The organism is Sulfurimonas sp. ST-27 (assembly GCF_048081595.1).
GTDB lineage: Bacteria > Campylobacterota > Campylobacteria > Campylobacterales > Sulfurimonadaceae > Sulfurimonas > Sulfurimonas hydrogeniphila.
Genome location: NZ_CP182226.1, coordinates 1,478,414 through 1,504,494, shown reverse-complemented (window position 1 = coordinate 1,504,494; position 26,081 = coordinate 1,478,414). Strand labels below are relative to the sequence as shown.

The 26,081-nt window shown below is 38.0% G+C and carries 29 protein-coding genes; 13 read left to right on the top strand and 16 right to left on the bottom strand.

What is annotated here, in order from left to right:
* Positions 1-11: 11 nt before the first annotated feature.
* The 9 genes from ACM66U_RS07925 to ACM66U_RS07885 form a co-directional block, all read right to left on the bottom strand.
* Complete coding sequence (locus ACM66U_RS07925) at positions 12-1,304, bottom strand: M99 family carboxypeptidase catalytic domain-containing protein (RefSeq protein WP_418640493.1); 1,293 nt, start codon at positions 1,302-1,304, stop codon at positions 12-14.
* Positions 1,305-2,297: a L,D-transpeptidase family protein gene (locus ACM66U_RS07920; protein WP_151899996.1), complete on the bottom strand. Its 993-nt coding sequence runs from the start codon at positions 2,295-2,297 to the stop codon at positions 1,305-1,307.
* On the bottom strand, positions 2,287-3,171 hold the full coding sequence (gene era, locus ACM66U_RS07915; RefSeq protein ID WP_151899997.1) for a GTPase Era: 885 nt from the start codon (positions 3,169-3,171) through the stop codon (positions 2,287-2,289). The genes ACM66U_RS07920 and era overlap by 11 nt, the downstream gene beginning before the upstream one ends.
* Before the next feature lie 46 nt (positions 3,172-3,217).
* Entirely contained in the window at positions 3,218-4,546 is a 1,329-nt protein-coding gene (gene hslU, locus ACM66U_RS07910; protein WP_346388964.1) for an HslU--HslV peptidase ATPase subunit, read from the bottom strand.
* A complete protein-coding gene (gene hslV, locus ACM66U_RS07905) occupies positions 4,543-5,088 on the bottom strand; it encodes an ATP-dependent protease subunit HslV (protein WP_151899999.1) in 546 nt (181 codons plus the stop codon). The genes hslU and hslV overlap by 4 nt, the downstream gene beginning before the upstream one ends.
* Before the next feature lie 6 nt (positions 5,089-5,094).
* The gene (gene rplI, locus ACM66U_RS07900) at positions 5,095-5,541 is read right to left on the bottom strand and encodes a 50S ribosomal protein L9 (protein WP_418640492.1); all 447 of its coding nucleotides are present in this window, start codon (positions 5,539-5,541) and stop codon (positions 5,095-5,097) included.
* Positions 5,542-5,561: 20 nt separating this feature from the next.
* Complete coding sequence (locus ACM66U_RS07895) at positions 5,562-6,299, bottom strand: ferredoxin-thioredoxin reductase catalytic domain-containing protein (protein WP_418640491.1); 738 nt, start codon at positions 6,297-6,299, stop codon at positions 5,562-5,564.
* A 15-nt stretch (positions 6,300-6,314) separates the two neighbouring features.
* A complete protein-coding gene (locus ACM66U_RS07890; protein WP_151900002.1) occupies positions 6,315-7,538 on the bottom strand; it encodes an argininosuccinate synthase in 1,224 nt (407 codons plus the stop codon).
* 163 nt (positions 7,539-7,701) lie between these two features.
* Positions 7,702-8,103 (bottom strand): flagellar protein FlaG, encoded by a 402-nt coding sequence (locus ACM66U_RS07885; RefSeq protein WP_151900003.1) that lies wholly within the window; start codon positions 8,101-8,103, stop codon positions 7,702-7,704.
* Between the two features lie 121 nt (positions 8,104-8,224).
* On the opposite strand from ACM66U_RS07885, the gene ACM66U_RS07880 reads away from it, so the two are divergent.
* Genes ACM66U_RS07880 through ACM66U_RS07865 form a run of 4 tightly spaced genes read left to right on the top strand, consistent with a single transcriptional unit; the run spans position 8,225 to position 11,257 of the window.
* A complete protein-coding gene (locus ACM66U_RS07880) occupies positions 8,225-9,430 on the top strand; it encodes an MFS transporter (protein WP_418640490.1) in 1,206 nt (401 codons plus the stop codon).
* A complete protein-coding gene (locus ACM66U_RS07875) occupies positions 9,427-9,675 on the top strand; it encodes a hypothetical protein (protein WP_418640489.1) in 249 nt (82 codons plus the stop codon). The genes ACM66U_RS07880 and ACM66U_RS07875 overlap by 4 nt, the downstream gene beginning before the upstream one ends.
* Positions 9,672-9,944 carry a hypothetical protein gene (locus ACM66U_RS07870; protein WP_151900006.1) on the top strand — a complete coding sequence of 91 codons (273 nt, stop codon included), beginning with the start codon at positions 9,672-9,674 and terminating at the stop codon, positions 9,942-9,944. The genes ACM66U_RS07875 and ACM66U_RS07870 overlap by 4 nt, the downstream gene beginning before the upstream one ends.
* Positions 9,929-11,257 (top strand): MATE family efflux transporter, encoded by a 1,329-nt coding sequence (locus ACM66U_RS07865; protein WP_418641410.1) that lies wholly within the window; start codon positions 9,929-9,931, stop codon positions 11,255-11,257. Before ACM66U_RS07870 ends, ACM66U_RS07865 begins: the two co-directional genes overlap by 16 nt.
* A 183-nt stretch (positions 11,258-11,440) precedes the next feature.
* On the opposite strand, the gene ACM66U_RS07860 is transcribed toward ACM66U_RS07865, so the two are convergent.
* Together ACM66U_RS07860 and ACM66U_RS07855 are read right to left on the bottom strand one after the other, a co-directional pair.
* Positions 11,441-12,475: a coproporphyrinogen III oxidase gene (locus ACM66U_RS07860; protein WP_418640488.1), complete on the bottom strand. Its 1,035-nt coding sequence runs from the start codon at positions 12,473-12,475 to the stop codon at positions 11,441-11,443.
* A 70-nt stretch (positions 12,476-12,545) separates the two neighbouring features.
* Positions 12,546-12,791, bottom strand: a complete 246-nt coding sequence (locus ACM66U_RS07855; RefSeq protein ID WP_346388958.1) for a hypothetical protein — start codon at positions 12,789-12,791, stop codon at positions 12,546-12,548.
* Positions 12,792-12,892: 101 nt separating this feature from the next.
* Between ACM66U_RS07855 and ligA the strand changes: the two genes are divergently transcribed.
* From ligA to ACM66U_RS07840, 3 genes are read left to right on the top strand one after another with little or no spacing between them, the layout of a single operon-like run.
* Entirely contained in the window at positions 12,893-14,845 is a 1,953-nt protein-coding gene (gene ligA / locus ACM66U_RS07850) for an NAD-dependent DNA ligase LigA (RefSeq protein WP_418640487.1), read from the top strand.
* Complete coding sequence (locus tag ACM66U_RS07845) at positions 14,842-15,558, top strand: TlyA family RNA methyltransferase (RefSeq protein ID WP_418640486.1); 717 nt, start codon at positions 14,842-14,844, stop codon at positions 15,556-15,558. Before ligA ends, ACM66U_RS07845 begins: the two co-directional genes overlap by 4 nt.
* Positions 15,559-15,592: 34 nt before the next feature.
* Entirely contained in the window at positions 15,593-16,414 is an 822-nt protein-coding gene (locus ACM66U_RS07840) for a bifunctional riboflavin kinase/FAD synthetase (RefSeq protein WP_418640485.1), read from the top strand.
* Between the two features lie 29 nt (positions 16,415-16,443).
* On the opposite strand, the gene ACM66U_RS07835 is transcribed toward ACM66U_RS07840, so the two are convergent.
* A complete protein-coding gene (locus tag ACM66U_RS07835) occupies positions 16,444-16,884 on the bottom strand; it encodes an adenylyltransferase/cytidyltransferase family protein (RefSeq protein ID WP_151900013.1) in 441 nt (146 codons plus the stop codon).
* A gap of 95 nt (positions 16,885-16,979) precedes the next feature.
* On the opposite strand from ACM66U_RS07835, the gene ACM66U_RS07830 reads away from it, so the two are divergent.
* Genes ACM66U_RS07830 through ACM66U_RS07820 form a run of 3 tightly spaced genes read left to right on the top strand, consistent with a single transcriptional unit; the run spans position 16,980 to position 19,933 of the window.
* Positions 16,980-17,609, top strand: coding sequence for a CDP-alcohol phosphatidyltransferase family protein (locus ACM66U_RS07830; RefSeq protein ID WP_418640484.1), 630 nt, complete (start codon positions 16,980-16,982; stop codon positions 17,607-17,609).
* A gap of 46 nt (positions 17,610-17,655) precedes the next feature.
* Entirely contained in the window at positions 17,656-18,924 is a 1,269-nt protein-coding gene (locus ACM66U_RS07825; RefSeq protein WP_418640483.1) for a PHP domain-containing protein, read from the top strand.
* A 4-nt stretch (positions 18,925-18,928) separates the two neighbouring features.
* Positions 18,929-19,933: a tRNA pseudouridine(13) synthase TruD gene (locus ACM66U_RS07820; RefSeq protein ID WP_418640482.1), complete on the top strand. Its 1,005-nt coding sequence runs from the start codon at positions 18,929-18,931 to the stop codon at positions 19,931-19,933.
* Here the strand turns inward: ACM66U_RS07820 and ACM66U_RS07815 are convergent.
* Entirely contained in the window at positions 19,928-21,610 is a 1,683-nt protein-coding gene (locus ACM66U_RS07815; protein WP_151900017.1) for a GGDEF domain-containing phosphodiesterase, read from the bottom strand. The genes ACM66U_RS07820 and ACM66U_RS07815 overlap by 6 nt on opposite strands.
* A gap of 27 nt (positions 21,611-21,637) precedes the next feature.
* The gene (locus tag ACM66U_RS07810; protein ID WP_346388952.1) at positions 21,638-22,531 is read right to left on the bottom strand and encodes a cation diffusion facilitator family transporter; all 894 of its coding nucleotides are present in this window, start codon (positions 22,529-22,531) and stop codon (positions 21,638-21,640) included.
* Positions 22,532-22,592: 61 nt separating this feature from the next.
* Between ACM66U_RS07810 and cmoB the strand changes: the two genes are divergently transcribed.
* Positions 22,593-23,486, top strand: coding sequence for a tRNA 5-methoxyuridine(34)/uridine 5-oxyacetic acid(34) synthase CmoB (cmoB, locus tag ACM66U_RS07805; protein ID WP_418640481.1), 894 nt, complete (start codon positions 22,593-22,595; stop codon positions 23,484-23,486).
* Complete coding sequence (locus ACM66U_RS07800) at positions 23,486-23,977, top strand: PaaI family thioesterase (protein ID WP_346388951.1); 492 nt, start codon at positions 23,486-23,488, stop codon at positions 23,975-23,977. The genes cmoB and ACM66U_RS07800 overlap by 1 nt, the downstream gene beginning before the upstream one ends.
* Positions 23,978-23,995: 18 nt before the next feature.
* Here the strand turns inward: ACM66U_RS07800 and ACM66U_RS07795 are convergent, their stop codons facing one another.
* Positions 23,996-24,595 carry a class I SAM-dependent methyltransferase gene (locus ACM66U_RS07795; RefSeq protein WP_346388950.1) on the bottom strand — a complete coding sequence of 200 codons (600 nt, stop codon included), beginning with the start codon at positions 24,593-24,595 and terminating at the stop codon, positions 23,996-23,998.
* A 9-nt stretch (positions 24,596-24,604) separates the two neighbouring features.
* The gene (locus ACM66U_RS07790) at positions 24,605-25,198 is read right to left on the bottom strand and encodes an MBL fold metallo-hydrolase (RefSeq protein ID WP_151900021.1); all 594 of its coding nucleotides are present in this window, start codon (positions 25,196-25,198) and stop codon (positions 24,605-24,607) included.
* Between the two features lie 40 nt (positions 25,199-25,238).
* Here ACM66U_RS07790 and ACM66U_RS07785 point away from each other — a divergent pair, with 40 nt between their 5' ends.
* Positions 25,239-26,054: a ferritin-like domain-containing protein gene (locus ACM66U_RS07785; RefSeq protein WP_418640480.1), complete on the top strand. Its 816-nt coding sequence runs from the start codon at positions 25,239-25,241 to the stop codon at positions 26,052-26,054.
* Positions 26,055-26,081: the final 27 nt, after the last annotated feature.

Sequence of the window (26,081 nt, the reverse complement as noted above, 5' to 3'; positions counted from 1 at the left end):
TAACTATAATCCTATTTAAAATGAACCAATAACATGGAACAAAATTCATCATTTTTGTAAAACTCAATCCTGTATGTTTTGTTATTGTTATCAACTGAATAGTGTTTGTTTAACTCTTTTAAAGATATATTTATCTGACTTTCATCTACTCTGTCTTTTTTATAATAACCTATAACATTCACACGGTGTTTTTTACTCTTGACGATTTTAAAATCGTCACTTACATAAAATTCTGAAGCTTTTGGCAAAGAAACTTCGTTATTGTCTATAACAATTGTGTATTTTTCGGGACAATAATCCGACATTTTAAAATATTGGGGTTTGAGTGTAGTTACTAACTTATTCCCGATATATATCAAATATCTGCCTTGTTTTCTTTTTACTTCTCCCAATGGATGGGAGAAATAAAACTCATTACTTTTTGATTTTATCGGAATATAGCTTAAAGAGTTTTTTATATCATTCAAATTTAACAAAATATTGTGATTTATTACTAATGTTCCATAGTTTTTTATTATATTCGTGATTTGTGCTGCATTTAATTCAAAGTCGCGTTTGTAGGCGATTCCCATTATTTTCATATATTCTTCTATTGCCATGAGTTGATAAAAGACTTTTTGGGACAAGCTGGAGAGATTTTTACTTGTCTCGATGGCAAATGCCGGCTTGTCATTTGTAACAGCAAAGTAGGTAAGAGAAAGCTGCATTGCCTCATCTTCATACTTTGTATTGGTGTTTTTTACATTGAAACTGTGATGCTTTTTCAGGAGTTTTTTATTGATATTGTTTTTGACTGTTTCTGCAATAGTGTTTAAGTCGCCAAAAAGCTGTTTTTGTTGGAGTCGGCACTGGTCAATAACACAGGTCTGTCCCCAGGCATTCGGATTAAATATACTGCCTTGGTTCTGCTTACGGTAAAAACCATGTCCGTCGTGTAAATTTAAGACTAAAGAAACTTTTTTTGAAAGTATTATTTTTTTGACTTCTTGGATGATTTTTCTGTCTTTGTCATCTTTTTTGATATGTGAAAACTTACGATTCATATCACCATGAATGCCACGTTTGTTAGCCATAATACTTTCTTTGTTCAAGTTTGGAATAATCCATAAATTCTTAGATGTTACAGTGTAGTGTGTGGCCAATATTGAAGCTGCAAAATATCCGCCGGGTTCATTACCGTGAATTCCGCCTATAACTAAAAGAGTGGTGTTTGAGTCACTGTTTTCTTTTTTGATAAGCTGAATATTTGCATTGAGAACAGATGAAAAAAGAAGTGCCAGGCATATATTGAAAATCAGAGACATTTATTTCTCTGTTATAATGCTGAATTGATTGTTTTGTAAGCGTACAATTAATATCTTTTTTCCATGAAAAGAGAAACTGTCGGATTTGTACTCTTCGTTAAAGGTTATCTTATATAAGTTTTCAATATTGGGATATGCAATGATGTTTATATTGCGAAACAGTATGATTTTATTTTCATTTTTGCTAAAAACTCTTTGCTTGTATTGCTTGAATTTTTCAAGATTCATACCGTCAAATCTTTTAAATTCCTGTGCATAGAAGTGAAGATAATCTTCCAGATTATTATAAAGCCAGGAATAGCGCCATGCGTACAGATTGGATAAAAGCAGTGCCAGGGTCTCTTTTGATACAGTATGGTTGCTGCCTGTATCTTCTTTTATAATCAATACTGTTTTTTTGATATCAATATTTTTATTAAGACATTCTATGCTTTTGTTATTGATGGCAATACACCCTTTTGTAAATTCGTCTCTTTCCTGATTGCTTGGCAGTCCGTGAATCCAGATACCCTGTCCAGTTTTTCCTTTGTATCTGTCATAGAGGTTCGGATAGGAAGTCACAAATGCCATTGGACCGTAAAAAGAGTCGACTTTTGATAGCTTTTTTACAATATCATAAACGCCAACAGGTGTTTTAAGGTCGCCTTCTCTGGTTTTGTCTCCTTTGAATTTTCCCGTAAAAGCACTGTACTCTTTTCGCAGCCTGTATGTGTTGTTGCTGTCTCTTGAGTAAATTAACAGTTCTGATTTTGATTTGTCACACAGTAAAATATTTGTATAGGATTCAATATAGCCAAATTGGGTGTCTTTGTTTTTGAGAAACTCCTGCCAATAATTTTTATCACTAAGGCTTTTATCCAACTCTTTTTGAATATTTTTAATGCCATGCAGTCGATAGTTTGTTAAAATGTCATTGTTTGAAGCAAACACAGCAGTTGAAAAACAAAGTGTACAGATAATACTTATAACAAAAAAGTAAAATCTATTGCCCATGGTCATATCCTATCTCTTTGAGGAAATTTTTGTCTTTTGTCCACCCTTTTTTGACTGTTACCTGAAGGTTCAAATAGGCTTTTTTTCCGCTGAGTCTTTCGATTTTTTCTCGGGCAGATTTGCCTATTCGTTTGACGGATTCACCGCCTTTTCCGATAATGATTCCTTTTTGCGACTCTTTTTCTATAATTATTGTGGCATAAATTCTGTCAATTCCTGTTTCTTCTTCGATAGAGTCAATAATGACATCCGATTCATAAGGGACTTCATCACTGATGTTTTCAAAAATAGCTTCACGGATAAATCCTGCATAAATGTCACGAACAAGTTCACTTGTCAAATCCTCAGGATCATACAGATAAGGAGATTCCGGTAAATTTTTTGCAATAGTGTCCAATAAGTCTTTATGACCTACCTTACGGGGAATTGCTACAGGAATAAGCGCTTCAAAGTGATCAGCATATTTATTGTAGGCACTAATCGATTTAAAAAGTTTTTCTTGCGAAACCTGATCTATTTTGCTTAAAACAATAATATGCTTCACCCGTCCGTTGTTAATTTTTAAAAATCTTTCATAATGTTCGGTAGAATCAGTCACCGGTGCAAGGTAGACGATTAAATCACAATCACCCATTGCTTTAAGGGCTTCATCAAGCATAAACTGATTGAGCATTTTTTCTTTTTCATGCAAACCGGGCGTGTCGACAAAAATAATCTGTGCATTTTCATGCATAACAATTGCATTTGAACGCTTTCTTGTTGCATTGGCTTTTTGACTTACCATTGCAATTTTTTCGCCCAAAAGGGAATTCATTAGGGTGCTTTTACCTGCATTCGGACGTCCAATCAAGGAAACGAAACCAGCTTTAGTCATTTTTACAAACCTTACTTATTTTTACAGACACAAGTGTCTGAACTTATTATAATATATATCTTGATAAGTCTTCATCTTCTACGGCGTTATCGAGTTTTTCATGCACAAGCTTTGCTGTGACGACAAACTCTTTTCCTTTATACTCATCTGCATTAAAACTGATATCTTCAAGTATTCTCTCTAACACAGTATGCAGACGTCTTGCACCGATATCTTCAGCCGTTTCATTGGCACGGTGTGCAAGTTTTGCAATGGCTCTTACCGCTTCATCTTCAAATATCAACTCCATGCCTTCAACGCCCAAGAGAGCCTGGTACTGTTTCAGCAGAGAGTTTTGTGTACGCGTTAGTATTTGATAGAGTGTCTCTTCTGTTAAAGCTTCTAGTTCTACACGAAGCGGAAATCTTCCTTGCAGTTCCGGAATCAAATCACTTGGTTTGCTGACATGAAAAGCACCGGCTGCAATAAAGAGAATATGATCGGTATTGATTGTTCCGTATTTTGTTGAAACACTGCTTCCCTCTACGATAGGCAAGAGGTCTCTCTGGACTCCTTCTTTTGAGGGGTCATTCCGTCCCTGACTTTTTTCACTGAGTGCAATTTTGTCTATTTCATCAAGAAAAATAATCCCTCCGTTTTCCGCCCGTCTCAATGCTTCTGCATTTACTCTTGTCATATCAAGAAGTTTATTGGTTGCTTCCTGACGAAGAAGCATCTTGGCATCTTTAACCGTTACCTCTTTTTTGTTGTCTTCTTTGTTAATTGTGGCAAAGACTTTGGAAAAACTCTCTTGCACTTTGGCCATTTCCGGCGGTAAATTTGTGTCATTAAATTCGATATTGAGTTTTTCTATTTCAAGTTCTATGACTTTATCATCCATTTCACCGGATTCTATACGCTTTTCCATAGCTTCTAAGAGGCGTTGATAATCATCTTTTTTGCTTTCACTTGCACCGGCAGGAAGAGGAGGGAGCAGTTTTTCTGTGATTTTATTGATAATGTAGTTTTCTATTTTGTCTTTGTTTGCTTCTTCCTGTTCCGCTTTGACAATGCTGATGGAATTTACAACCAGATCACGAATCATAGACTCTACGTCACGACCGACAAACCCCACTTCTGTATATTTGCTTGCTTCAACTTTTATAAACGGTACTTTCATCATTTTAGCCAGACGGCGTGATATTTCCGTCTTTCCGACACCGGTTGAACCAATCATTAAAATATTTTTCGGAGTAATTTCATTCTTGAGTTCATCATCAAGCTGCATACGTCTGTAGCGTGTTCGCAAAGCAAGTGCAATGGTTTTTTTCGCATCTTTTTGAGCAATGACATAATTGTCCAGATATTCTACAATTTCTTTTGGTGTTAAATTCACTGCGCTTCTCCATCGAGTATGAGTGTTTTAATATTATGATTTGTATATATACAAAGATCTGCCGCTACATGTAAAGACTCTTTGACAAGTTCCTCTTCGTCCAATGAAGCGTGCTTTTTTAATGCGCGTGCAGCTGAAATGGCAAAATTGCCTCCGCTTCCTATAGAAGCGATTTGTCCGTCTTCCGGCTCAACCACATCGCCGTTTCCCGTCAAAATAAATATATGTTCATTGTTCAAAACAATCATCATAGCCTCAAGACGACGCAGCACTTTGTCTTTTCTCCAAGCCTTAGAAAACTCAACAACAGATTTGAGCAAATCTCCTTTTTTATTTTCTAAAAATTCTTCAAACATATCAAACAGATTAAAAGCATCAGCAGTACTTCCGGCAAACCCTGCCAGAATTTTACCGTGATGCAGCCTGCGGATTTTTGTTGCATTGCCCTTTAAAACGCTGTCTCCAAAGGTCACTTGACCGTCACCGCCGATAACGGCTTTTTTTTGACCTTTGTAGGCCAGTATGGTAGTAGCATCAAACATTAATTCTTACTCTCCCTGAACATCTACATGGAGTTTTGCATGAATTCCGTGACCGAGTTTCAAATCCAAATCATGTTCCCCGATTGTTTTAATCGCTGTTTTGTCTGTAATGGCTTTTTTATCTATCTCTATGTCATGTTGTTCTTTGAGTGCATTTGCGACTTCTTCTTTGGTTATAGCCCCAAACAGGTGCCCGTTGTTGCCAACTTTTTTTGTAATGATAACTTCGAGTTTATCAAGTTTTTCTGCAATATTTTTGAGTCTTGCTATTTCAGCTTTTTCTTCTTCTTCTTTTCTTTTGATTTCTGCCTCATGTTCAGCAATAATCTCAGGTGTTGCAGGTTTGGCAAAACCTTTTTTAATTAAAAAGTTTTGACCATAACCTGGTTTGACCTCTTTGACTTCACCGGCTTTACCCAAACTTTTTACATCTTTAATTAATAATACTTTCATAGATTATTCCTAGTTTTATTTTATCTTTCTATTTCACCTGGATAGGCAACAATACCATTTGTCAAGTTTCCGATTTTTGTATAACCGTTGTCTGTAAGAATTCTTGCAACATGAGCAGAACGGCTTCCTACATGACAGTAGAGTATGATATTTTCATTTTTACCGTAGTTTGTTTCTTCCCATGTTTGAAAAAATGAACTTGTCGGTACCAGTTTGTCTGCACCTTTAATGTGCCCCATCTGCCATTCCATATATTCGCGTACATCTACAAGCTTAAAATTAACCATTTTCAGTTCACGTGCTTCTAAAAGGGATACAAGCTCATCACCGTCAAGTTCGTCTTTGTTCACAAGTATTTCGCACTCCTCTTTTGTCAGTCCTCTGGAATGGCTGTGTGCGGCCTCTTCCATACCGAGTTCAATACGCTTTTTCTCGGCAAACTCTGGAGTACAGAAAATTCCACAGTGACAGACGCCACCCTCCGGAATTTCTTTTTCAATGGCAGGTTTACAAGGACAGATTCTGTCATCAACCGATTTTGGCTTTCCGTCAACTTCTTCAACCATAAAACAGGGACAAAATCTTTTTTTGTACATCATCTTGTTTCGTGCAAGGCCCATCTGTACGCCTTCGTTCACTTCTTCTTGCGGGTTGTATACCCAACCGAACTGTGCATTGACCTTGTCTGTAAATTTGATTGTTTTTTCAAGTTCCGCCTGAAATTCCGGTGAATTCATATCAATTTTTATTATACTCATATCTCGTTCCTCTAGTTATTTTTTAAATTTGTTTCTTGCTTTACCTTCAATGATAAAACGTAATGCGTTGAGTTTAATGAAACCTTCTGCATCTTTTTGGTTGTAAACTTCATCTTCTTCAAAAGTAGAATATTCAGGATTAAAAAGCGAAACATCAGAACTTCTTCCCACAACGGTTACATTTCCTTTGTAAAGCTTTAATCGTACTGTTCCTTCCACCCATTTTTGTGTTTGGTCGATGGCAGCCTGCAGCATTTCACGCTCAGGAGCAAACCAAAAACCGTTATATATAAGTTTTGCATAACGAGGCATCATCTCATCTTTAAGGTGCGCTGCTTCACGGTCAAGTGTGATGGATTCTATTGCCCGGTGTGCTTTGAGCATAATCGTTCCGCCCGGAGTTTCATAACATCCGCGGGCTTTCATGCCGACAAAACGGTTTTCAACGATGTCAACACGACCGATTCCGTGCTTGTTGCCATATTCGTTTAGTGTCTGCAGCATTGTGGCAGGTGAAAGTTTTTCTCCGTTGAGTGCAATCGGATCACCGTTTTTGTATTCGATCTCTATGTATTCGGGAGTATCCGGTGCTTTTTCTGGTGAAGTTGTCCACAGCCACATCGACTCTTCCGGCTCTGCTGCAGGGTCTTCCAAAATACCGCCTTCATAAGAGATATGCAAAAGGTTGGCATCCATAGAATAAGGGGATTTTTTTCCTTTTTTCTCAATCTGAATGCCATGCTGTGCCGCATAGGCCAAAAGTTTTTCACGAGAATTTAAATCCCATTCACGCCAAGGAGCGATAATGGTAAGTGTAGAGTCCTGTCCAAGGTATCCCATTTCAAAGCGAACCTGGTCATTGCCTTTTCCTGTTGCCCCATGCGCTACACCGTCAGCACCGGTGATTTTTGCAATTTCTGCCTGACGTTTTGCTATTAAAGGGCGTGCAATGGATGTCCCTAAAAGATATTCCCCTTCATAAATAGCATTGGCACGAAACATCGGGAAAACAAAATCTCTTACAAACTCTTCGCGTAAATCATCAATAAAAATATTCTCAGGTTTAATGCCAAGTTCAAGTGCTTTAACACGTGCAGGTTCAAGTTCTTCACCTTGTCCTAAATCTGCTGTAAAAGTAACAACTTCGCATTTGTATTCGTCTTGCAGCCATTTGAGTATAACACTGGTATCAAGTCCGCCAGAGTATGCCAAAACAACTTTTTTAACACTTTTTTTCATGTAAAAAACCTTTGATAATAAAATAATTACCGCGATTATAACGAAAAACAGGTGAGAAGTTGCTTATGAATTTTGTATTTGTTTTTTTTAGTAAAACTTGCCAAAGGTGTGTTTACATGTAAAGAGGGTTCAAGAGTAAATGCAGTACTTTGTGAAGTACACTTTACCCCTTAGAGTCAAATAGAATTCCGCTGACCTCTTGCATTTTTGGAAGAAAATCATGTGCCTGTTCTGCCGGAAATCTTCGAATAACGGTATTTGTTTTTGTATCTATCGCCGCTACATAAAAGATGTCATTTTTGTCTACTCCAAATTTTATACTTGTATTGAGCGGAGAAAGTGCATCATTGAGCTCCTTTACCAGATTTTCAACATCTTTTTGGGCGTTTGTATTTTTTGTATTGTCAGCTGCAGAATTTTGTGTTTCTTTAATAACATCAGCCTGCTTTGTTCTTGTCTGTGCTGTCTGCTGTACCTGCTGTGACTGATTTTGTGATCGTCCCTGAATTTCTGCCGAACCTACCTGTGACTGCTGCTGTCTTGCAACATTTGCAATGCCATCCATGACATACTCCTTTGCGAAAAGTGTAATTAGTAATGACAAAATCGACAATGCCGTGAATAACTTTAGAAAATATTTTATTTTTTTGTGTTTATTCTAAAATATTTATGATAATCTTGCGTTTATGAAAGAATATATAAAATTACTCAAAGAAGAAAAAGTATTAAGACAGCTTTCGACAATTCAGCTGATTTCTTATTTTGGGGCCTGGTTTTCCAATGTAGCTATATATACTCTGCTCATTGAGTTACATGTATCCGCCTCTGTTGTCGGTTTTGTAGCAATGCTGAACTTTTTTGCCGGTGTTTTGCAGGCTCCGTTTTCGGGTCCTGTTATAGACAGGATGAATCCAAAAAAACTGATGCTGCTGCTTATCACGGTGGAAATAGTCGCTACTGTCTCTTTGATATTTGTGACACAGGTCTCGGACTTGTTACTTTTGTATGTATTGATATTTTTTAAAATGGCGGCAGCTTCATTTTATTTTACGACAGAGATGTCGCTTTTGCCAAAAATCCTGCATGGGAGCAAGCTGCAGCGCGCTAATGAACTGCATTCTATTATCTGGTCGTTTTCCTATACGCTGGGAATGGCGGTAAGCGGCTTTGTGGTTTATTGGTTTGGTATAAAAACGGCCTTTATGCTTGACGGATTGATGTTTTTTATAGCTTTTTGGCTGCTCTTTTATACAGAAATTAAAATAGAAATACTGAAAGTCGAAGAAAATATTTTTAAAATGATGCAGGAGACTTTTGTTTATCTCAAAAGAACACCAAAAGCTCTCCATCTGATGCTTATCCACTCTTTTGTCGGTCTTACCGCTTTTGATGCCCTGGTGGCCTTGATGGTTGATGAGTATTATGCCTCTTTTATCGCGGCTTCACTGGCTCTTGGGTTACTGCATTCTGCCCGTGCCGTAGGTCTTGTCATCGGTCCGGTATATATCGGAAAATGGATTAACAACACAAGGCTTGTCTATGTATTTATAGCCCAGGGGACAGCTGTCTGGATATGGGCATTTGCAATGCATAATTTTTATCTTTCTTTGGCAGTGAGCGTGCTTGTCGGTTTCTTTACAACGACTTTATGGTCTTACAGTTATACACTTTTGCAAAAAAACATAGAAAAAAAATACTATGGACGGATTGTTGCCTATAATGACATGCTGTTTTTGTCTTCGGCAGCTTTTACTTCGTATATGATTGGCTTTTTGGCAGCACATTCATTTTCTTTAGAGGCAATTACGGCTATAATTGGCAGCGGTTTTTTTGTAGGCGCGCTTTACTATAAATATGTACTCAAAAGTCAAAAAATAGAAGAGATTTCATGATGAGTTTTGCAATACTTGGCGGACTGCTGTTAAACATTGGTGCCTATCTTACCTATAAAGGAAAGATTTATCAGGCAGTGATTGTCTATCTTTTTGCAGATATCTGCTGGATAATAATGGCAGTGCAAAAAGAGGATGTGATTGGTGCGGGTTTTATTGTAACAGGCACAATATTCGGATTTTTGGCATATTTGAAAATGAAAAACGGTGCAATGAAAAAAAGTTTAGACAAGGGAGAGGAATGATTTACAAATCAAAAGAGGGTGACATCAGTTTGGAGAATTTGACACGTCTGTATGGTGCGGTTGTCATTGATATGCAGGGTGAAATTGCCGAAATGAGTCTGGAATGGTTTGATCTGTACGGTGAGAAAGTCAAGTTGATACATTATGTGCTTGTGTTTGATTATACGCCGCCGGGTGAAAATGTCAGAGATACAAAAGTTTTGGAATTTTCTACAAAAGAGGCACTGATAGAAACGATGCAAGAGGTAGCACAATTTTTTCAAAAATAATTTCAAAAGATACCAAAAAAGTTCTCTCTCTTGCCTTTCCTGCAGCGCTCAAGCATCTTGTAGATATTTTGCAGGTGCTTATAGATATGCTGATGGTGGGAACGGTAAGTGTTGCCGCACTTGCAGCTGTCGGTATGAGTATGCAGTTTATGATGATTATCAATGTGTTGATGACGCTGTATGTCATAGGCGGCAATGCGCTTATCTCGCGATTTATCGGGCAGGGCAGAAAAAACAGAGCTTCGGCACTTCTCTTTTCACTTGTTATTCTTGCCGTGATTTTGGCTTTTTTTGTAACGATTGGCGGCTATTTCGGCAGCACACATTTTTACAGCTGGATGGGTGCGACACCTGCAGTGGTAGAGCAGGGCAGTATCTATTTTAAAGTCTTATCACTCGGTATTGTCGTGATATTTTTGGATAACCTGCTTTACAATGCCCTGAGTGCCGCAGGAGATACAAAAAGCTCTTTTTACATCAAACTCTCCTCTGCCGCTATGAATGCTTTTATGAACTACGTGCTGATATTCGGTCATTTCGGCTTTGAAGCAAGAGGTATTGAAGGTGCCGCCATTGCAACGGTCATCTCCTATATATTTAATGTTGTTGCCTACTATATACTTATAAAAAAGATGAATTCGAGTCTTGATTTTGTGCCGATTATTCGCACGCAGGATATAAAAAGAGTCCTGAAAGTCGGTTGGAGTGCAGCACTTGACCGTGGTATATCGAGTATGAGTTTTTTGGTTTTTGTCTCCATCATCACTGCTTACGGAACGGCAGAACTTGCAGGCTATCAGGTCGGACTCCGTGTTGAGGGCATTGCCTTTATGCCAGGTTTTGGTTTTGCCATCGCCGCAATGGCACTGGTAGGGCAAAATATAGGGAAAAAAGATTTTGACAAAGCCTATAATATGGGGATAATTTCCGGACGGATTGCCTATGTGTTTATGGGAAGTGTCGGGCTGGTTATGATACTCTTTCCGGAGTTTCTTGTGAGTTTTTTTACAAAAGATGCTCTGACAATTGCAGTTGCCTCAAAATACCTGATTCTTGTCGGACTTGCGCAGATTCCGCTTGCAATTATGTTTGTCTATTCTGCAGCACTTCGAGGAGCCGGTGCCACAAAAACCACTTTGAAAGTCAATGTCTCTTCTTTGTGGCTTTTCCGTGTGATTCCTTCGTATACAGCCTATCATATGGGCTATGGAGTTGTTGTGATTTTTGCAATTATGAATATAGAAACTTTGATAAAAGGCATCATCTATTGGTATCTGTACTCGAAAAGAGAGTGGCTCTATACCAAAGTATAAATTTATTTGGGATATGTTGTTTATAACTATTTCACCAGAGGGAGCTTCAATGCCATAAAGTTTAGCGGCTTTTTCGGAACCCGTACTTCAGTGCGGGCTTTGCGTTTTTAAAACCTAACGTCTAGGTTAAAACCCAGATTCCAAAAAAATATCAATTTTTTTTCTTAACTTAATGGCAATACATTAGTCTTGATGGTTCCCAACAGTATTTGGAATTGTGTTTCCGCTGGCTTGCATGCTGAGTGCCTGTGGGTATTTTTTGTAATGTGTGCGTACTGTTTTGGCGAGTTTTTCTTTGGTGAGTGTGTCGATGACTCCGTTGTCGGCTATGGCGTCTGCAATGTTTTGTACCAGTTCATCCTGGGGGTTTTGCATTTTGCTTTTCCAAGAAAGTAAAAGTGCTTTGTTTACATGTAAAGGCAAGGAGCCCATAATGCCGATATCGTTTTGATTATGAATGAGCAGTCCTGAGGTTGTGCCTCTGTCAAGTGTCAAAACCTGGAAAAGATAGAGTGTGTGGTAGTCAAGCTGCTGTTGGAGTGCCTCTTTTGAGATTTCTGTTCTTGTCTGCAAAGCATTTGTTATAATGTGGATGTAGGTGTCTATAATGCCCTCTCCAAAGTTTTTTGCAAAATCGGCGTCGGCCTGTTTGTTGTCTGTTTTGTAGTTTTCAAGGTAAAAATGAGAGATGCCGCGTGTACGCTGCAGGGCGGGAATTGTAAAATATTTGTCGCCCTGTTCTGCGCCTGTTGTGTAGTTTTTGCTTCCTAGGTTTTGCAAGGCTTTGTCAAATGCAGTTTTATCTTCTTCATAGGCAACAGCAGGATTCAAATCAGCCATAATTCGCCAATAGGAGGGTGCATTACGCAACTGTGTCAGACTGATGTGAATATGCACAGAGGGGACATGCGGATTGGCAGGATGGATAATGGTTGAAATGGCGGTGGCACTTTTGAGTTTTTTTTCAGGTTTGTCATCATAATGTACCTGTGAGATATTCACGCTTGCGGTATTGAACAGTTTTTTGTCTCTTGCTTCAAATCTGTTTCCGCCCCCGTGAAGTCCGGCATCTCTGAGCCAGGTAACTTCTTTGAATTTTTTATCGGCTCCAAACTTTTTTGAAAGAGTATCGAGTTTGTCAACAAATCTTTTTTGTAAAGCAGTGACGAGTGTGTATGCTTGCTGTGCTTCTTTTGAGTCTGCTAAAATCAGTGTCATATTTTTTATCCATAATTTTTTCCTAATTTTAGCAGGTTAAGACTAAATAAAAGTCTACAGAGCAAAATATTTACCTTCTTCCTCCGCCTTTTCCGTGAGAACCCTGGTACATATTTTGAGAACCTGAACCGCTTCCCTGATTTTGGGAACCTTTTTTGTATTGATATTTATTTTGCTTTTTCTCTCCTGAACCGCTGCCGTTATATTGTTGAGTTCGCTCTTGCATCTGTTGCATTTGTGCCTCATGTTGGGCAAAACTTTCATCTGCATAACTTATGCCTGCTAATAATAGTGACAGAATGAGTATCTTTTTCATCTTACGCTCCTTATGTTTTATAGGAGGAGTATAACAGTTTTGTATTAGCGGATTGTTAGCGGTTAGATGTTTTTTTAGCAAGTTTAAGATAATATTTCAGTATGAATAAACAAGAGTATAAACAGGCAGTAGAAAAATTAAATTTGTGGGCATATCATTATTATGTTTTGGATGATCCGATTATGACGGATGAGGTGTATGACAGACTTTACAAGGAGGTGGAGGAGTATGAAGCGGCACACCCTGAAGATGTTTTAAAAGATTCGCCTACGCAAAGAGTCGGAGATGTTGTCAGCGAGGGCTTTGTAAAAGCGCGTCATCTCTCGCGTATGTGGTCTTTGGAAGATATTTTCAATGCCGAAGAGTTGAAAAAATGGCTGGAAAAAACCTACAGGCTTGACAAAAATGTGACCTTTTACTGTGAGCCAAAGTATGACGGTGCTTCGCTCAACCTTATCTATGAAAACGGTGAACTGCAAAAGGGCATCACCAGAGGTGACGGAACAGTGGGTGAACTGATTACGCAAAATGTCAAAACAATTCGCACGGTTCCTTTGAGCATAGAGCATAAAGAGCTGATTGAAATTCGCGGAGAAGTGGTCATTTTTAAGGACGAGTTTGAAAAAATCAACAAAGAGCGTCTCAAACAGGGAGAACCGCCTTTTGCCAACCCTCGTAATGCTGCAGCAGGGAGCCTTCGCCAGCTTGATCCGAATATTACCGCAAAAAGAAATCTTGTCTTTTTGCCTTACGGTGTCGGTGTAAACACTCTGCCGCACAAGCTTCTGAGCGATAAAATGTCTTACATTTATGAACTCGGTTTTCGCGAACCGCCGCTTCGTGCCGTAACAAAAGGCTATGATGAGATAGAAGCAATGTATGAGCGTATGAAAGAGGAGCGTGAGAGTTACCCCATGATGCTTGATGGAATGGTTGTCAAGGTGAACGAAATCGCAGCGCAGATAGATATGGGATATACGGTAAAAGTACCGCGTTGGGCGGTGGCCTATAAATTTCCGGCAGTCGAGAAGATAACACACGTAAAAGACATCATTTTGCAGGTCGGGCGTACGGGTGTGATAACGCCTGTAGCGATTGTCGAGCCGACAGAAATCGAGGGGGCAGTTGTTGAGCGTGCGACGCTGCATAATTTTGATGAAATAGAGCGTATGGACATCCGCATAGGGGACAAGGTGATTATTCTGCGAAGCGGGGATGTGATTCCAAAAATCGTCAAAGTATTGACACAGGAACGCAAGGGAGATGAAAAGAAAGTTCTCCGTCCTACGCACTGTCCTGTTTGCGGGAGCGAACTCTTGCAAGAAGATGTGCTTATAAAGTGTCAAAATCTCAAATGTGAGGCACGGGTTGTCAACTCCATTATCTATTTTGCTTCCAAGCAGTGCCTCAATATTGACGGACTCGGCAGTAAAATAGTTGAGCAGCTTTTTACTGCGGGACTTGTCAAAAGCGTACTTGATTTATTTGCTTTGAGTGAAGAAAAACTCTTAAAACTTGAAGGCTTTAAAGAGAAAAAAGCAAGAAACCTGCTCAATGCCATAGAGAATGCAAAAGGGTGTGAGCTTTGGCGTTTTATCAATGCGCTCGGAATCGAGCATATCGGCGAAGTGGCTTCAAAAATGATAGCCGAAGCTTTCGGATTGGCATATTTACATGTAACGCAGGAACAGCTTGTAGGCATTGACGGCATAGGGGAAGAGATGGCGCAGAGCTATTTGGAATTTATGCGTGTGAATGAAGATACTGTGCTTAAGCTTCAAGAGATTTTACAGCCGGTGCCGCCGAAAAAAAGAGAAGAAGCAGAAGAAAATCCTTTTAAAGGAAAAACGGTGGTACTCACGGGAACTATGAGCGAGCCAAGACCTGTTATAAAAGAGAAGCTTGAAGCACTCGGCGCAAAAGTTTCAGGCAGTGTAAGCAAAAAAACCGACTATCTTATTTATGGCGAAGATGCAGGCAGCAAGTATGACAAGGCTGTAAGTCTGGGTGTCAAAACACTTACGGAAGAGGAAATGAGAGAGATGCTCCCATGAGGCTTGATAACTGTTTGGTAGCAAACGGCCTGAGTGAAAGCCGTAACAAAGCGCAGGCTATGATTAAAAACGGACTGGTTCTTGTGAACAGCAAAACTGTCAAAAAACCGGCCTTTGGAGTAGAAGAAGATGACAGGGTGGAAGTGGTGCAGCATAAAAGATATGTTTCCCGTGCTGCTTTGAAGCTTGAATATTTTTTGGATGAACTGGATTTACATGTAAGCAATAAAAGAGCTTTGGATATCGGTTCTTCCACGGGCGGATTTACCCAGGTTTTGCTTGAGAGAGGTGTGCGGGAAGTCAGTTGTGTTGATGTGGGACGGGAACAGTTGCATCACTCTTTGCGTGAAGATAATCGTGTCAATACTTATGAAGGCTGTGATATCCGCCGGTTTGAGGCGGATGAACCGTTTGAACTGGTTGTCAGTGATGTTGCCTTTATCTCTTTGCTGTATATTTTGGATGCTGTTGACAGGCTTGCTTCGGGTGATATCATTTTGCTCTTTAAGCCGCAGTTTGAAGTAGGAAGAGAGGCAAAACGTGACAAAAACGGCGTTGTACAGGATACAAAGGCAATAGAGAGGGCAATGCAAAGGTTTGAAGATGCCTGCCGTTTGAAAAACTGGCAGTTGGTGAAAAAATCTCCCTCAAAACTTGCGGGGAAAGAGGGAAATTTAGAGTATTGTTATCACTTTAAAAAAGATATATTATAATGCTGAGAGAGAAGAAAAAAATGAAGGTGCAAATATGAGAAAAAGCACATCAATCGCCATAGGCGGATTTGACGGAATGCACATCGGGCATCAGGCACTTTTTCGTGAGCTTGATGACAACGGTACTATTGTTGTGATTGAGACAGGATATGCCAACCTGACACCTGACGGATTTAGACAACGCTATACAAAGCATCGTATTGTCTATCTGAAGCTTGATGATATACGGCATTTGGACGGAGAGGGTTTTGTTGCTTTTTTACAAAAAAAGTTTCCGAAATTAAAAAAAATAGTTGTGGGATATGATTTTCATTTTGGCAAAGACAGAAAATATTCCTATGAAGATTTAAAACAATTATTTAAAGGAGATGTAGTTGTGGTAGACGAGGTCAAACATAACAACGATTCGGTACATTCGCATAAAATAAGGGCAAAACTCCAAATAGGCGACATAAAAGGTGCCAATGATTTTCTCGGACACAACTATATGATTACCGGTATAAGAGTTGACGGACAGGGTCTGGGCTCCCGGGAACTTGTTCCGACAATCAACCTGAGAGTGAAGGGTTTTTTACTGCCAAAGGAGGGAGTGTACGCAACGCTTACTCGCATTGACGGTGAAGAACATTTTCATCCCTCGGTAAGTTTTATAGGACACCGTATAACAACGGACGGCAGTTTTGCGGTAGAGGCACACATACTTGACGGTGTGGTTACATGTAAAGAAAAAGCTGAAATAAGTTTTGTTGATTTTATACGAAACAATGAGAAGTTTGACTCTTTAAATAACTTAAAAGAGGCAATTAAAAAAGATATAACGATTGCAAATCGGATGCTAAAAAGATTGGAATTGTAAGTATCAGTTTTATTGTAACTTTTATACTGTTACAGGATATGTGCCATATATTTTCCCTTGTGTAGTTGGGCAATAACATTTTGCTTGATTTTTGTAGAAGAAGTCTGTGGATTATAACTGACCTGTACTATTTTTCTGTCTTTTGATTTGAGGTAATCTTCTACTGCTATATTATGCGGTTGATCGCCCCAGTCTTCTCCAATGACAAAAATATCTGCATTTACTGCTTCACAGGCTGTGACATACTCAAGTTCATGGTATGCTCTTACATCATCAACACATTTGAGTGCTTTGAGCATCTCCATGCGTTGGGCCAAAGGAACAACAGGAACATTTGGTTTGTAAGAGTTTACAACCTGATCAGATGCAACACCGACTACAAGTGTATTCCCCAGTGTTTTACAGTATTCTAATAAGGCCAGATGCCCCACATGTAATAAATCAAAAGTTCCGACAGTATATATAATCATTATTTTGTTTCCTTTTGTAATATAATTAAGATATTTTAGATATAATACCATAAATATATTTAATATTCAGTAAAAATTTGATAAGGATTCAATTTATGACCAAACAACCAACGATTCTCTCTTATGTGAGAGATATTCCCAACCTTTTATCGCTTTCAGGATTAGCCTGTACACTTTTAGCCATCTATTTTAGTATCACCGGTCTTTATTATGCGGCTATGATTGGTATGGTTTGGGCTGTTGCATTTGACTGGGCGGATGGTTTGGTAGCCAGAAGGCTTAAAGGAAGAACTTCTACAGATGCGAAATTCGGAGGGCAGTTGGATGTTTTGATAGATATTGTAAGCTACGGTGTGACGCCTGCTGTATTGCTTTTGAGTTATGGACATTTTGAGCCTGTATACCTTATAGGCGCATTTATAATGATAAGTGCGGCTGCTGTGCGACTCAGTTATTTCAGTACATACGGACTTGCCGGAGGAACAAAATATACAGGACTTGCATTGGATAACAACAGTCTTATTTTGGTTTTCATTTTTTTGTTTGAAAGTTTTTTTACGCATGAAGTTTTTTCTGCCGTTTTATACATAAGCGGGGTAACTCTTGCGATACTGAATGTGTCAGAAATTAAAACACCAAAACTTTCCGGAAATCCCAGGAATGTCTATCTGCTAGGTATGTATACGCTTGGAATATCAGCTGTATACGGATTTTTTCTGAGATAAGCAAGTACAGAATATGCCAAAATTATAAAAACAAACAGGAAAATCAATGAAGATAACACCAAATGTAGTGGTGGAAAATGAAAATACCGCTTACAAAATTACTCTTAAAAATACGAGTAATATTGAATCTGTAGAAGTCCTCTCACGAGGGGATTATTATCATAAAGACAAGATAGACTATACTGTACAAAACAATCATATTGTATTTGCATACACCATGAACTATCTTGGAGAGTTTATTGTAAAAGTCAATTTTACCTATAAAGAGTCTAAGTTCGTTTGTCTTTACTGCGTTGACAAAGAGATGATACAGTTAAGACCTTTCAAGGGTGATTTGCATATGCATTCTGTGTATTCTGATGGTAAAACAACACCTTTTGCAATGGCTTTGGCCTCTTTGCAGGCAGGGATGGATTTTGTGAGCATTACTGACCATGACAGCTACGAAGGCTCTCTTGAGGCGATAAAAAAAGTACAACAGAACAATATAGACATTTTGGTACTGCCCGGTGAGGAAGTGAGTGTCGGCGGGAAAAAAGATATGTCGATTGCCCAGGGAAACGGACATATATTATCTGTCAATGCAGACAAATCTATCCAAAAGCAGAGAGAAAAGAGCGAAATATACGAAAAAGAGCTTCAGGATATTGTCAAAAGACTGCAAAAAGAAGAGATAGATACAAAAATTGATCTTTTTCATTATGCAAAAAACATTTGGGTTATCGAAAAAATAAAAGAGGCACAGGGTGTATCCATCCTGGCGCATCCAAACTGGGTATACAGAGACGGAAAGTACCATCTTCATCAGGCTTTTTACAAAGAGATGCTTAAAAGTTCGCATCTTGACGGTGTTGAAGTTTTTGGAGAGGAAAAAATCAAAGAGTATAACAACATGACACACCTGACTGCGCTTCAAATAAGAAACAAACACAAGTATCTGGCACCGTTTGCCAATTCGGATGCGCATGACAGCGATCATGAAGTGGGAGAGCGTTTTAGCATTGTATTTGCAAAAGAAAGGTCTGCTGAAAATATTACTCATGCAATCAAAAAAGGGCTTAGCTGTGCTGTTTATAAAAGAGAAAACAATGAACATCAGTTCATAGGAAAAGATGAACTGGCACAGTATGTTTATTTTTTAATCAAAGAGTATTATCCAAAGCATAACAGTTTAAAAAGCAGATTGGCAAAACTTTATATGGACCAATTGATAAATGGGATAAGTTTTCAAAAAAAAATTGATGCGGTACAGTTGAAATTAAAAAATCATGCAAATGCATTTTTTTTAGATACAATTAGCATAAAAAAGAAGTAGACATTTGAACAGAGAATATTTAGAAAACAAAGAGACCATACATTTTAAATTTGAACAAAACAAGGAAGACTTTACAGTAGATGAGATTCCTTTGGCATTTAAAGGCAATGGTAACTTTGTTGTATTACATGTAAAGAAAGTAGAACTCACAACCTGGGATATGATAGCAGCATTTGCTGAATTTCTCAACATACCTGCTGAAAAAATAGGCTATGCAGGACTTAAAGACAAACATGCAACGACGACACAGTATATTTCTGTCGAGGCGAAGTATGAAAAACAGCTCAAAAAATTTAGGCATCCTCAGATAAAAATACTCAATATGACAAGACATACCCACTCCATACGGATGGGTGATCTGGCCGGAAACCGTTTTAGCATCAATCTTTTTGGTGTTTCACAGATTGAAGCAGGACGTATTGAAAAGCTGGCTAGAAAAAGTGAAAAAAACGGCTTGCCCAACTATTTTGGATATCAAAGATTTGGACGGGATGAAGATTCAATAGAACAGGCCCGTGCGATGATAGCCGGAGACTTACATGTAAACGATGCAAAGCTGAAAAAGTTTCTTGTTTCTATTTATCAGAGTTTGTATTTCAATGACTGGTTGAAAGAGAGAGTTCTTTTGAGCAGAGAAAAAAACGGCGGAAAGTTTATGCTTTTAGAGGGGGATGTTTATCTTTCAGATGAAGAAAAACTCTTTACGCCGAAAAATACTCCTCAACAGGATTTCCAGGCAAAAAAAGTAGTACCGACAGGACTTTTGCCCGGACGGAATGTGTACCGTGCAAGAGGCGAGGCAAGAGCAATAGAAGCGAAATATGATGATGAGTTTTTATATGACAAAGGCATGCGTCGGGCAGCTTTGGTTTATCCGCAAGATATTACATGTAAGTATAAAAACCATTTTGATATTTTAAACATTGCTTTTACACTGCCAAAAGGTTCCTATGCCACAGTCTTTTTGGAAAATATCGCCAATAAAAACTTTAAAGCAAAAAGATTATAAGCCATCTATAAGAAGTTTTGTAGCAGTTTTGGCATCAACAGGTTTTGAATAGAAGTATCCTTGGATAGTATGAATACCAAGGTTGCTAAAGAAGTCAATTTGTTCTTTTGTCTCAACTCCTTCAACAACACATTTTAAGTTAAAGGTATCGGCAATTGATTTTATAATTCGAACAAGATCCTCATCCTTTTTATGTCCAGGAATTTTATCAACAAATGCTTTGTCGACTTTAATCTCATCAAGTGGCAATTTATGAATATATTGCAGTGATGAGTATCCAGTTCCAAAGTCATCTAGAGAGAGTTTAATACTTAGGTTTTTAAGTTCATCAATGGATTGGAGTTCTTGCATATTAAGGCTCATTAATTCATTTTCTGTTACCTCAATTGTGAGGTATTGTAGTAGGTCACTGTTTTCTTCAAGAAGTTTAAAAACTCTCATACTATTAAAATCTCCGGTAGTAAAATTTACCGATACTGAAACTTTTTTCCCCATATCGTGCCATTGTCTTAATTGATGCAGAGATTTTTTTAACATGATATAGTCGATATCATTAATGATATTGTTTTTAGTTGCAATACCTAAAAACAAACTTGGAGGTATAACTTTAGAATTACTTTGCATTCTTACAAGTGCTTCAAAACTGAGTATGGCTTTTGTTCTTGAATCTACTTTTGCTTGATAGTATGGAATGAAGCTTTCATTTTGAACAGATTTTTCTAATTCTTCAAGAACAAAATGTTGTTGTGCTATATTGTCTCCCATATCAGAGTTATAAAATAAAGCAGTTTCATTTTTCATATTTTTTGCTATTTGTAAAGCAGTATTCGCATCTGTTATCATATTTTGAGTACTATTTGCATCTTTGGGAAACTTTGAGATACCTATGGAAAAATTTATTTTCACCTGTATCCCAGAAACAGTAAATGGCTTCATAAATGTTAATTTTATACTTTGAAGTGCCTGAGTAATGTCATAAGAAGAGTCAAGCAATAAAACAAATTCATCTGCACTGTAGCGATATAACAAATCTTCAGAGAATAACCTTTTTAAAATTTCTGAACTTTTTTGTAAAATTAAATCACCATGTATATGTCCGTATGTATTATTAAACATTTTAAAATTGTCTATATCTAAAAAGAGAAGTGAAAATTTTTCTTTTTTTGCTATGAGCGTGTCTACATTTTCAAATAAAGATTTTTTATTGAGCAGGTTTGTGAGTTGATCGTGTGTTTCAAGGTGTTTAGCGTATTTATTACTTAAATCAAGTTTTTCTTTGGCTAGAATTTTATCTGTTACATCATAAACGATACCAATCATTTTGATTGGTTTGTTATTTTTGTCTTTTACAAGAAAAGCTTTTTCATGTACCCATACGACTTTACCATTTTTAAGTTTAATTTTGTGCTCGAGATTGTAGAAGTCTTTTTTCCCGCTTAAAACATCTTCAATCTCTTTAAAGACAATCGCCTTCGTTTCATCATCAATTACATTTAAAAATTTTTCAAAGGAGGGTTTATAATCATCAGCATCTTCACCGTATATTTCGATTTTTTGCCGGCTCCACAGGACATCATTTGTTTTTATGTCCCATTCCCAGTATCCGACATGTGCAACATCCATCGCTATTTCAAAAAGTTTTTTAAATTCGTTTTTATTTATATCTTGTATAGGCATGTGCAAATTATAACATATTTTTATTTATTACCATTCTTCCTCTTCTTCATTGATGTCAGAATCATCATATGGGTCCATATGAGTGAGTATATGGACTTTTTTATCTGGAAAAAGTCCTTTTATTTTTGCTTCAATCCTGTCTGATATGAGATGGGCATCGTAGAGTGATATGCTCACATTAAAGACAAGATGGTAAGAGATAAAGATATGCGAACCTGCTTCACGTGTCTGCAGGTAATGGTAGGCTGTAATCTCTTTTTCATTTTTGAGAATTTCTTCTATTTTTTCGATATCTTCTTTTGGCAGGGCAACATCAAGAAGCATCAAAACTCCTTCTTTTACTATAGGTATGGCAGAGTAAATCATATAAAATGCAATGGCAATACCTAAAACAGGATCTATAAGATACTCTCCTGTGTACTGGATGGCTACAAGTGCAAAAAGAACAGCACCGTTTGAAAATATGTCTGTTTTGTAGTGCAGCGCATCGGCTTTTATAACCATATTTCCTGTTTTTTTTGCCACATATGATAAAAAGAGGACTAAAAAACCTGTGATGACAAAAGATGCCACCATTACAGTGATACTCTCATTCATGTGCTGCATTGCTTTAGGATGCACTATTTTAGAAATTGCTTCATATAGAATAAAAAGTGCCGAGAGCGAAATTATTGTTCCTTCCATGACAGCCGCAAGCGGTTCAAGTTTTGCCCGTCCAAAGTGAAATTTGTCATCCGGGTGTTTTTCTGCATTGTGAAGCGCAAAATAGTTAAAGAGTGAAACCGTTAAATCGAGGAGAGAATCAATGGCAGATGCCAAAACGGCGATAGATCCGCTTAATATTCCGACAGTGAGTTTAAGCAGTATCAATACAGTAGCCACACTGCTTGAAACAACGGTCGCTTTCTTTTCTAATCGCATAAAAATCCTTAATTATTATTTAGATATAATTGTACTTAAACTTAACTATAAAAAGCATAAAATGAACTTAGAAGAATTAAGACAAGAGAGACAAAAATGGATGCAGTGGAAAAACATAGCACCCCTGAGAAAAGCGATTGAGAGCCTTGCGGCAGTTACATGCAATGCTACGTTTGGGGATGTGGTAAAAATCAGCGGTGTCTGTGATGAAAAAAAAGTGTATGAAACGGCAAAAATGCTGATGCCATGGCGCAAAGGACCCTTTCAAATCGGTGAAACATTTATAGACAGTGAGTGGAAAAGTAATATAAAATACAATCTGCTCAGACCCTATTTTGATTTAAAAAACAAAAGAGTTGCCGATATAGGCTGTAACAACGGGTACTATATGTTTCGGATGCAAGAAGACGAACCAAAACTTTTAGTCGGTTTTGATCCTTCACCGCTCTATAAAACACAGTTTGATTTCATCAATCATTTTGTAAAAAGTGACATAGTGTATGAACTTTTGGGTGTTGAACATCTGCCGATATATGACGAAAAATTTGATATGATTTTTTGTTTGGGTGTTTTGTACCACAGAAGTGATCCTGTTGCCATGCTAAAATCACTCTATAAGGGATTGGACAAAAAAGGCGAAGTGATTTTAGATACATTTTATATAGATGGCGATGAGGAGATGGCACTCTGTCCTGAGTTTTCTTACTCCAAAATACCCAACATCTATTTTGTACCGACGATAAAAGCATTGAAAAACTGGTGTCTGCGTGCCGGATTTGATGGATTTAAAGTATTACGTACTTCTGTTACAGATGCTGATGAACAGCGTAAAACAGAGTGGATAGAGGGGCAGTCACTGGAAGACTTCCTTGATCCGGATGATAACACAAAAACAGTAGAAGGCTATCCTGCGCCGCAAAGAGTCTATGTAAAACTGATAAAGGATAAAAAATAATGAAAAATGAACAACTTGATGATGAATTAGAACTTGAAGAGTATAGAAATACAGAAAATGAAGTGATGATTCAAACACATGAAAAGGTCAACCAAAATCTTTGTGGTGAAGTGATAAAGATGGAAGAGGGATATGTGGAATTGAGCCTTGAGACTATTCCTGATATGCTTGCTGATGAGGTCGGATTGATTCACGGCGGTTTTATTTTTGGTGCTGCTGATTATGCAGCTATGCTTGCAGTAAACGAACGAAATGTTGTTTTGGTAGCAAGTGACTGCCAGTTTCTCTCTCCTGTAAAACTGCATGATGTTGTTGATGTTGTTGCAAAAGTAAGACATAAAGAAGGGCGTAAAAGAAATGTACATGTACAGGCTTTTGTTCTGGATATAAAAGTTTTTGAAGGAGAATTTAAAACTGTTATAACAGACAAGCATGTTTTAAAACTCAAACTGCTGGATGAGGAAGAGCAAAAGAGCGGAACACCAGAGTAAAAAGGTTCAGCCCACCTCTTACTCTTTGTTTGCTGTGAGTAAAAATATTCCAAAATCTTTATGGGGTTTTTTGATTGTATTTATGTTTTGTATTTTTACATCTGTAAATCCGTGTTTTTGGACGATGTCGCGCAGTGTTTGGGCATCGAATCCAAAATGGTGCACACCTGTATTGTCCGAGTGAAAGGTTCCGTCTTCCCTTTCCAAATCGGCAATGGCAATAAAACCGCCTTTTTTAATGTTTTTATAAATTGTTGCAAAAAAAGCATCCAAATCTTTTACATGATGCAGTGTCATTGAGCTGATAAGTCCGTCAAACTGCTGTTTGAGCGGTTCTTTGACAATATCTTGATGATAGGCTTTTATTGCCAGTTGCGGTGTGTTTTTTTCCTGAAGTTTTTCGAGCATTTTTGCCGAGGTGTCTACACCGTAAACCTGTTTTACTTTGGGAGCAATGCTAAATCCAAGCAGTCCTGTTCCCACGCCAAAGTCAAGTATCTCCATATGCTCACTCAGCGGTATCTCTTTTTCTATAGCATCAGCAATTGTTTTTGCGCCCTTCACACGTATGTCACCGCTGTCCCAGTTTTGTGCTTTTTCTTTAAAATGATCTTGCATTATTTTCCTTTAGAGTTGGTTGATCCAGTAGTCTGCATACTGCTGTTCCTGTTTGATCGAAGTATTGTCCCCGTGTCCCGGGTAGACAGTTTTGTCATAAGGAATCTGTTTGAATTTTTCTAAAGATTTTTTCATATCTTCAGGGCTGGAGTAAGGAAAATCCGTTCTGCCGATACTTCTTTGAAAAATAAAATCACCGCTGAACATTGCATGCCCGATTTCAATAGTGGAGCACCCCGGACAGTGTCCCGGAAAATGGGTAAATTTTACTTTTGTACCGTCAAAATCAAGCTCTTCGTCACCCTCAATGGCTACATCAGGAGTAGATGGCGGCAGATCCGGCATCCAGGTATTGTCTTGAAGCAGAGGAATGTCACCTTTTGGTGTGTAGAGTTTGACCCCCAGTTTCTCCTGAAGCTCTGCATTGCTCCACACATGGTCAAAATGGCCGTGTGTATTTAATATGGCTACAGGATTTGTGACATTGTTCAAAACCCATCCAGTGGCACCGACACCCGGGTCAATTATAAAATCTTTGCCATCAACTGTAGCAATATAACAATTTGTCTGATACGGTCCCATAGGCTGTTTTTTTATCTGCATTATAATCTCTTTTTTAGTGTTATTATAGCATCATATCGGTATGAATTTTTATAAAGAATTAGAGTTAATTTTACAGACAAAATCACCCAAAGAAAAAATCAGAAGATTTAATGATTTTTATGCGCATTACAAAGCAGGGAACGCCGTTTTTGAAACAGAGTACAAAGCAAAAGAGTTTTCAGAACCCTCATACAGTGTTATATGTAAGACAGTACCGCCTCAGGATGTTCCAAAAAGAACAAACCTCACAACAAAAGAGGGACAGGTGAATTTGCTGCATGCCATAGCACATATAGAATATTCTGCTATAGATCTGGCACTGGACGGGGCATACCGTTTTACAAATATGCCAAAAAAATATTATGATGACTGGCTGGAAGTTGCAGATGATGAGATACGCCATTTTTTACTGCTTGAAGAACTGTTGCATGAACTTGGGAGCAAGTATGGCGATGTGGAGGTGCATAATGCTCTTTTTGAAGCAAGTCAGCGAACACAGACTTTATTGGAGCGTATGGCAGTAGTTCCCCGTTATCTCGAAGCCAACGGCTTGGATGCTACACCGATGATACTGCAAAAAATCCAGAGAATGCCAAAAAATACTATGCTTGAAAAAATTACACATGCTTTACATGTAATCCTTGATGAAGAGGTTTCTCATGTGAAAAAGGGCGATGTCTGGTTTGAGTATGCCTGTGAAAAAGAGGGTGTAAACAAAGATGTCTATTTTGAAATTATAGACAAATATTATCCGCAAGGATTTTTGCGTCCTAAAAATTTAAATCTTGAGGCAAGAAAAGCAGCAGGCTTTACATGTAATGAACTTAATATTATGGCAAAAAAAGAGGTGTGCTGATTTTTTGATATGAATTATATGTTATAA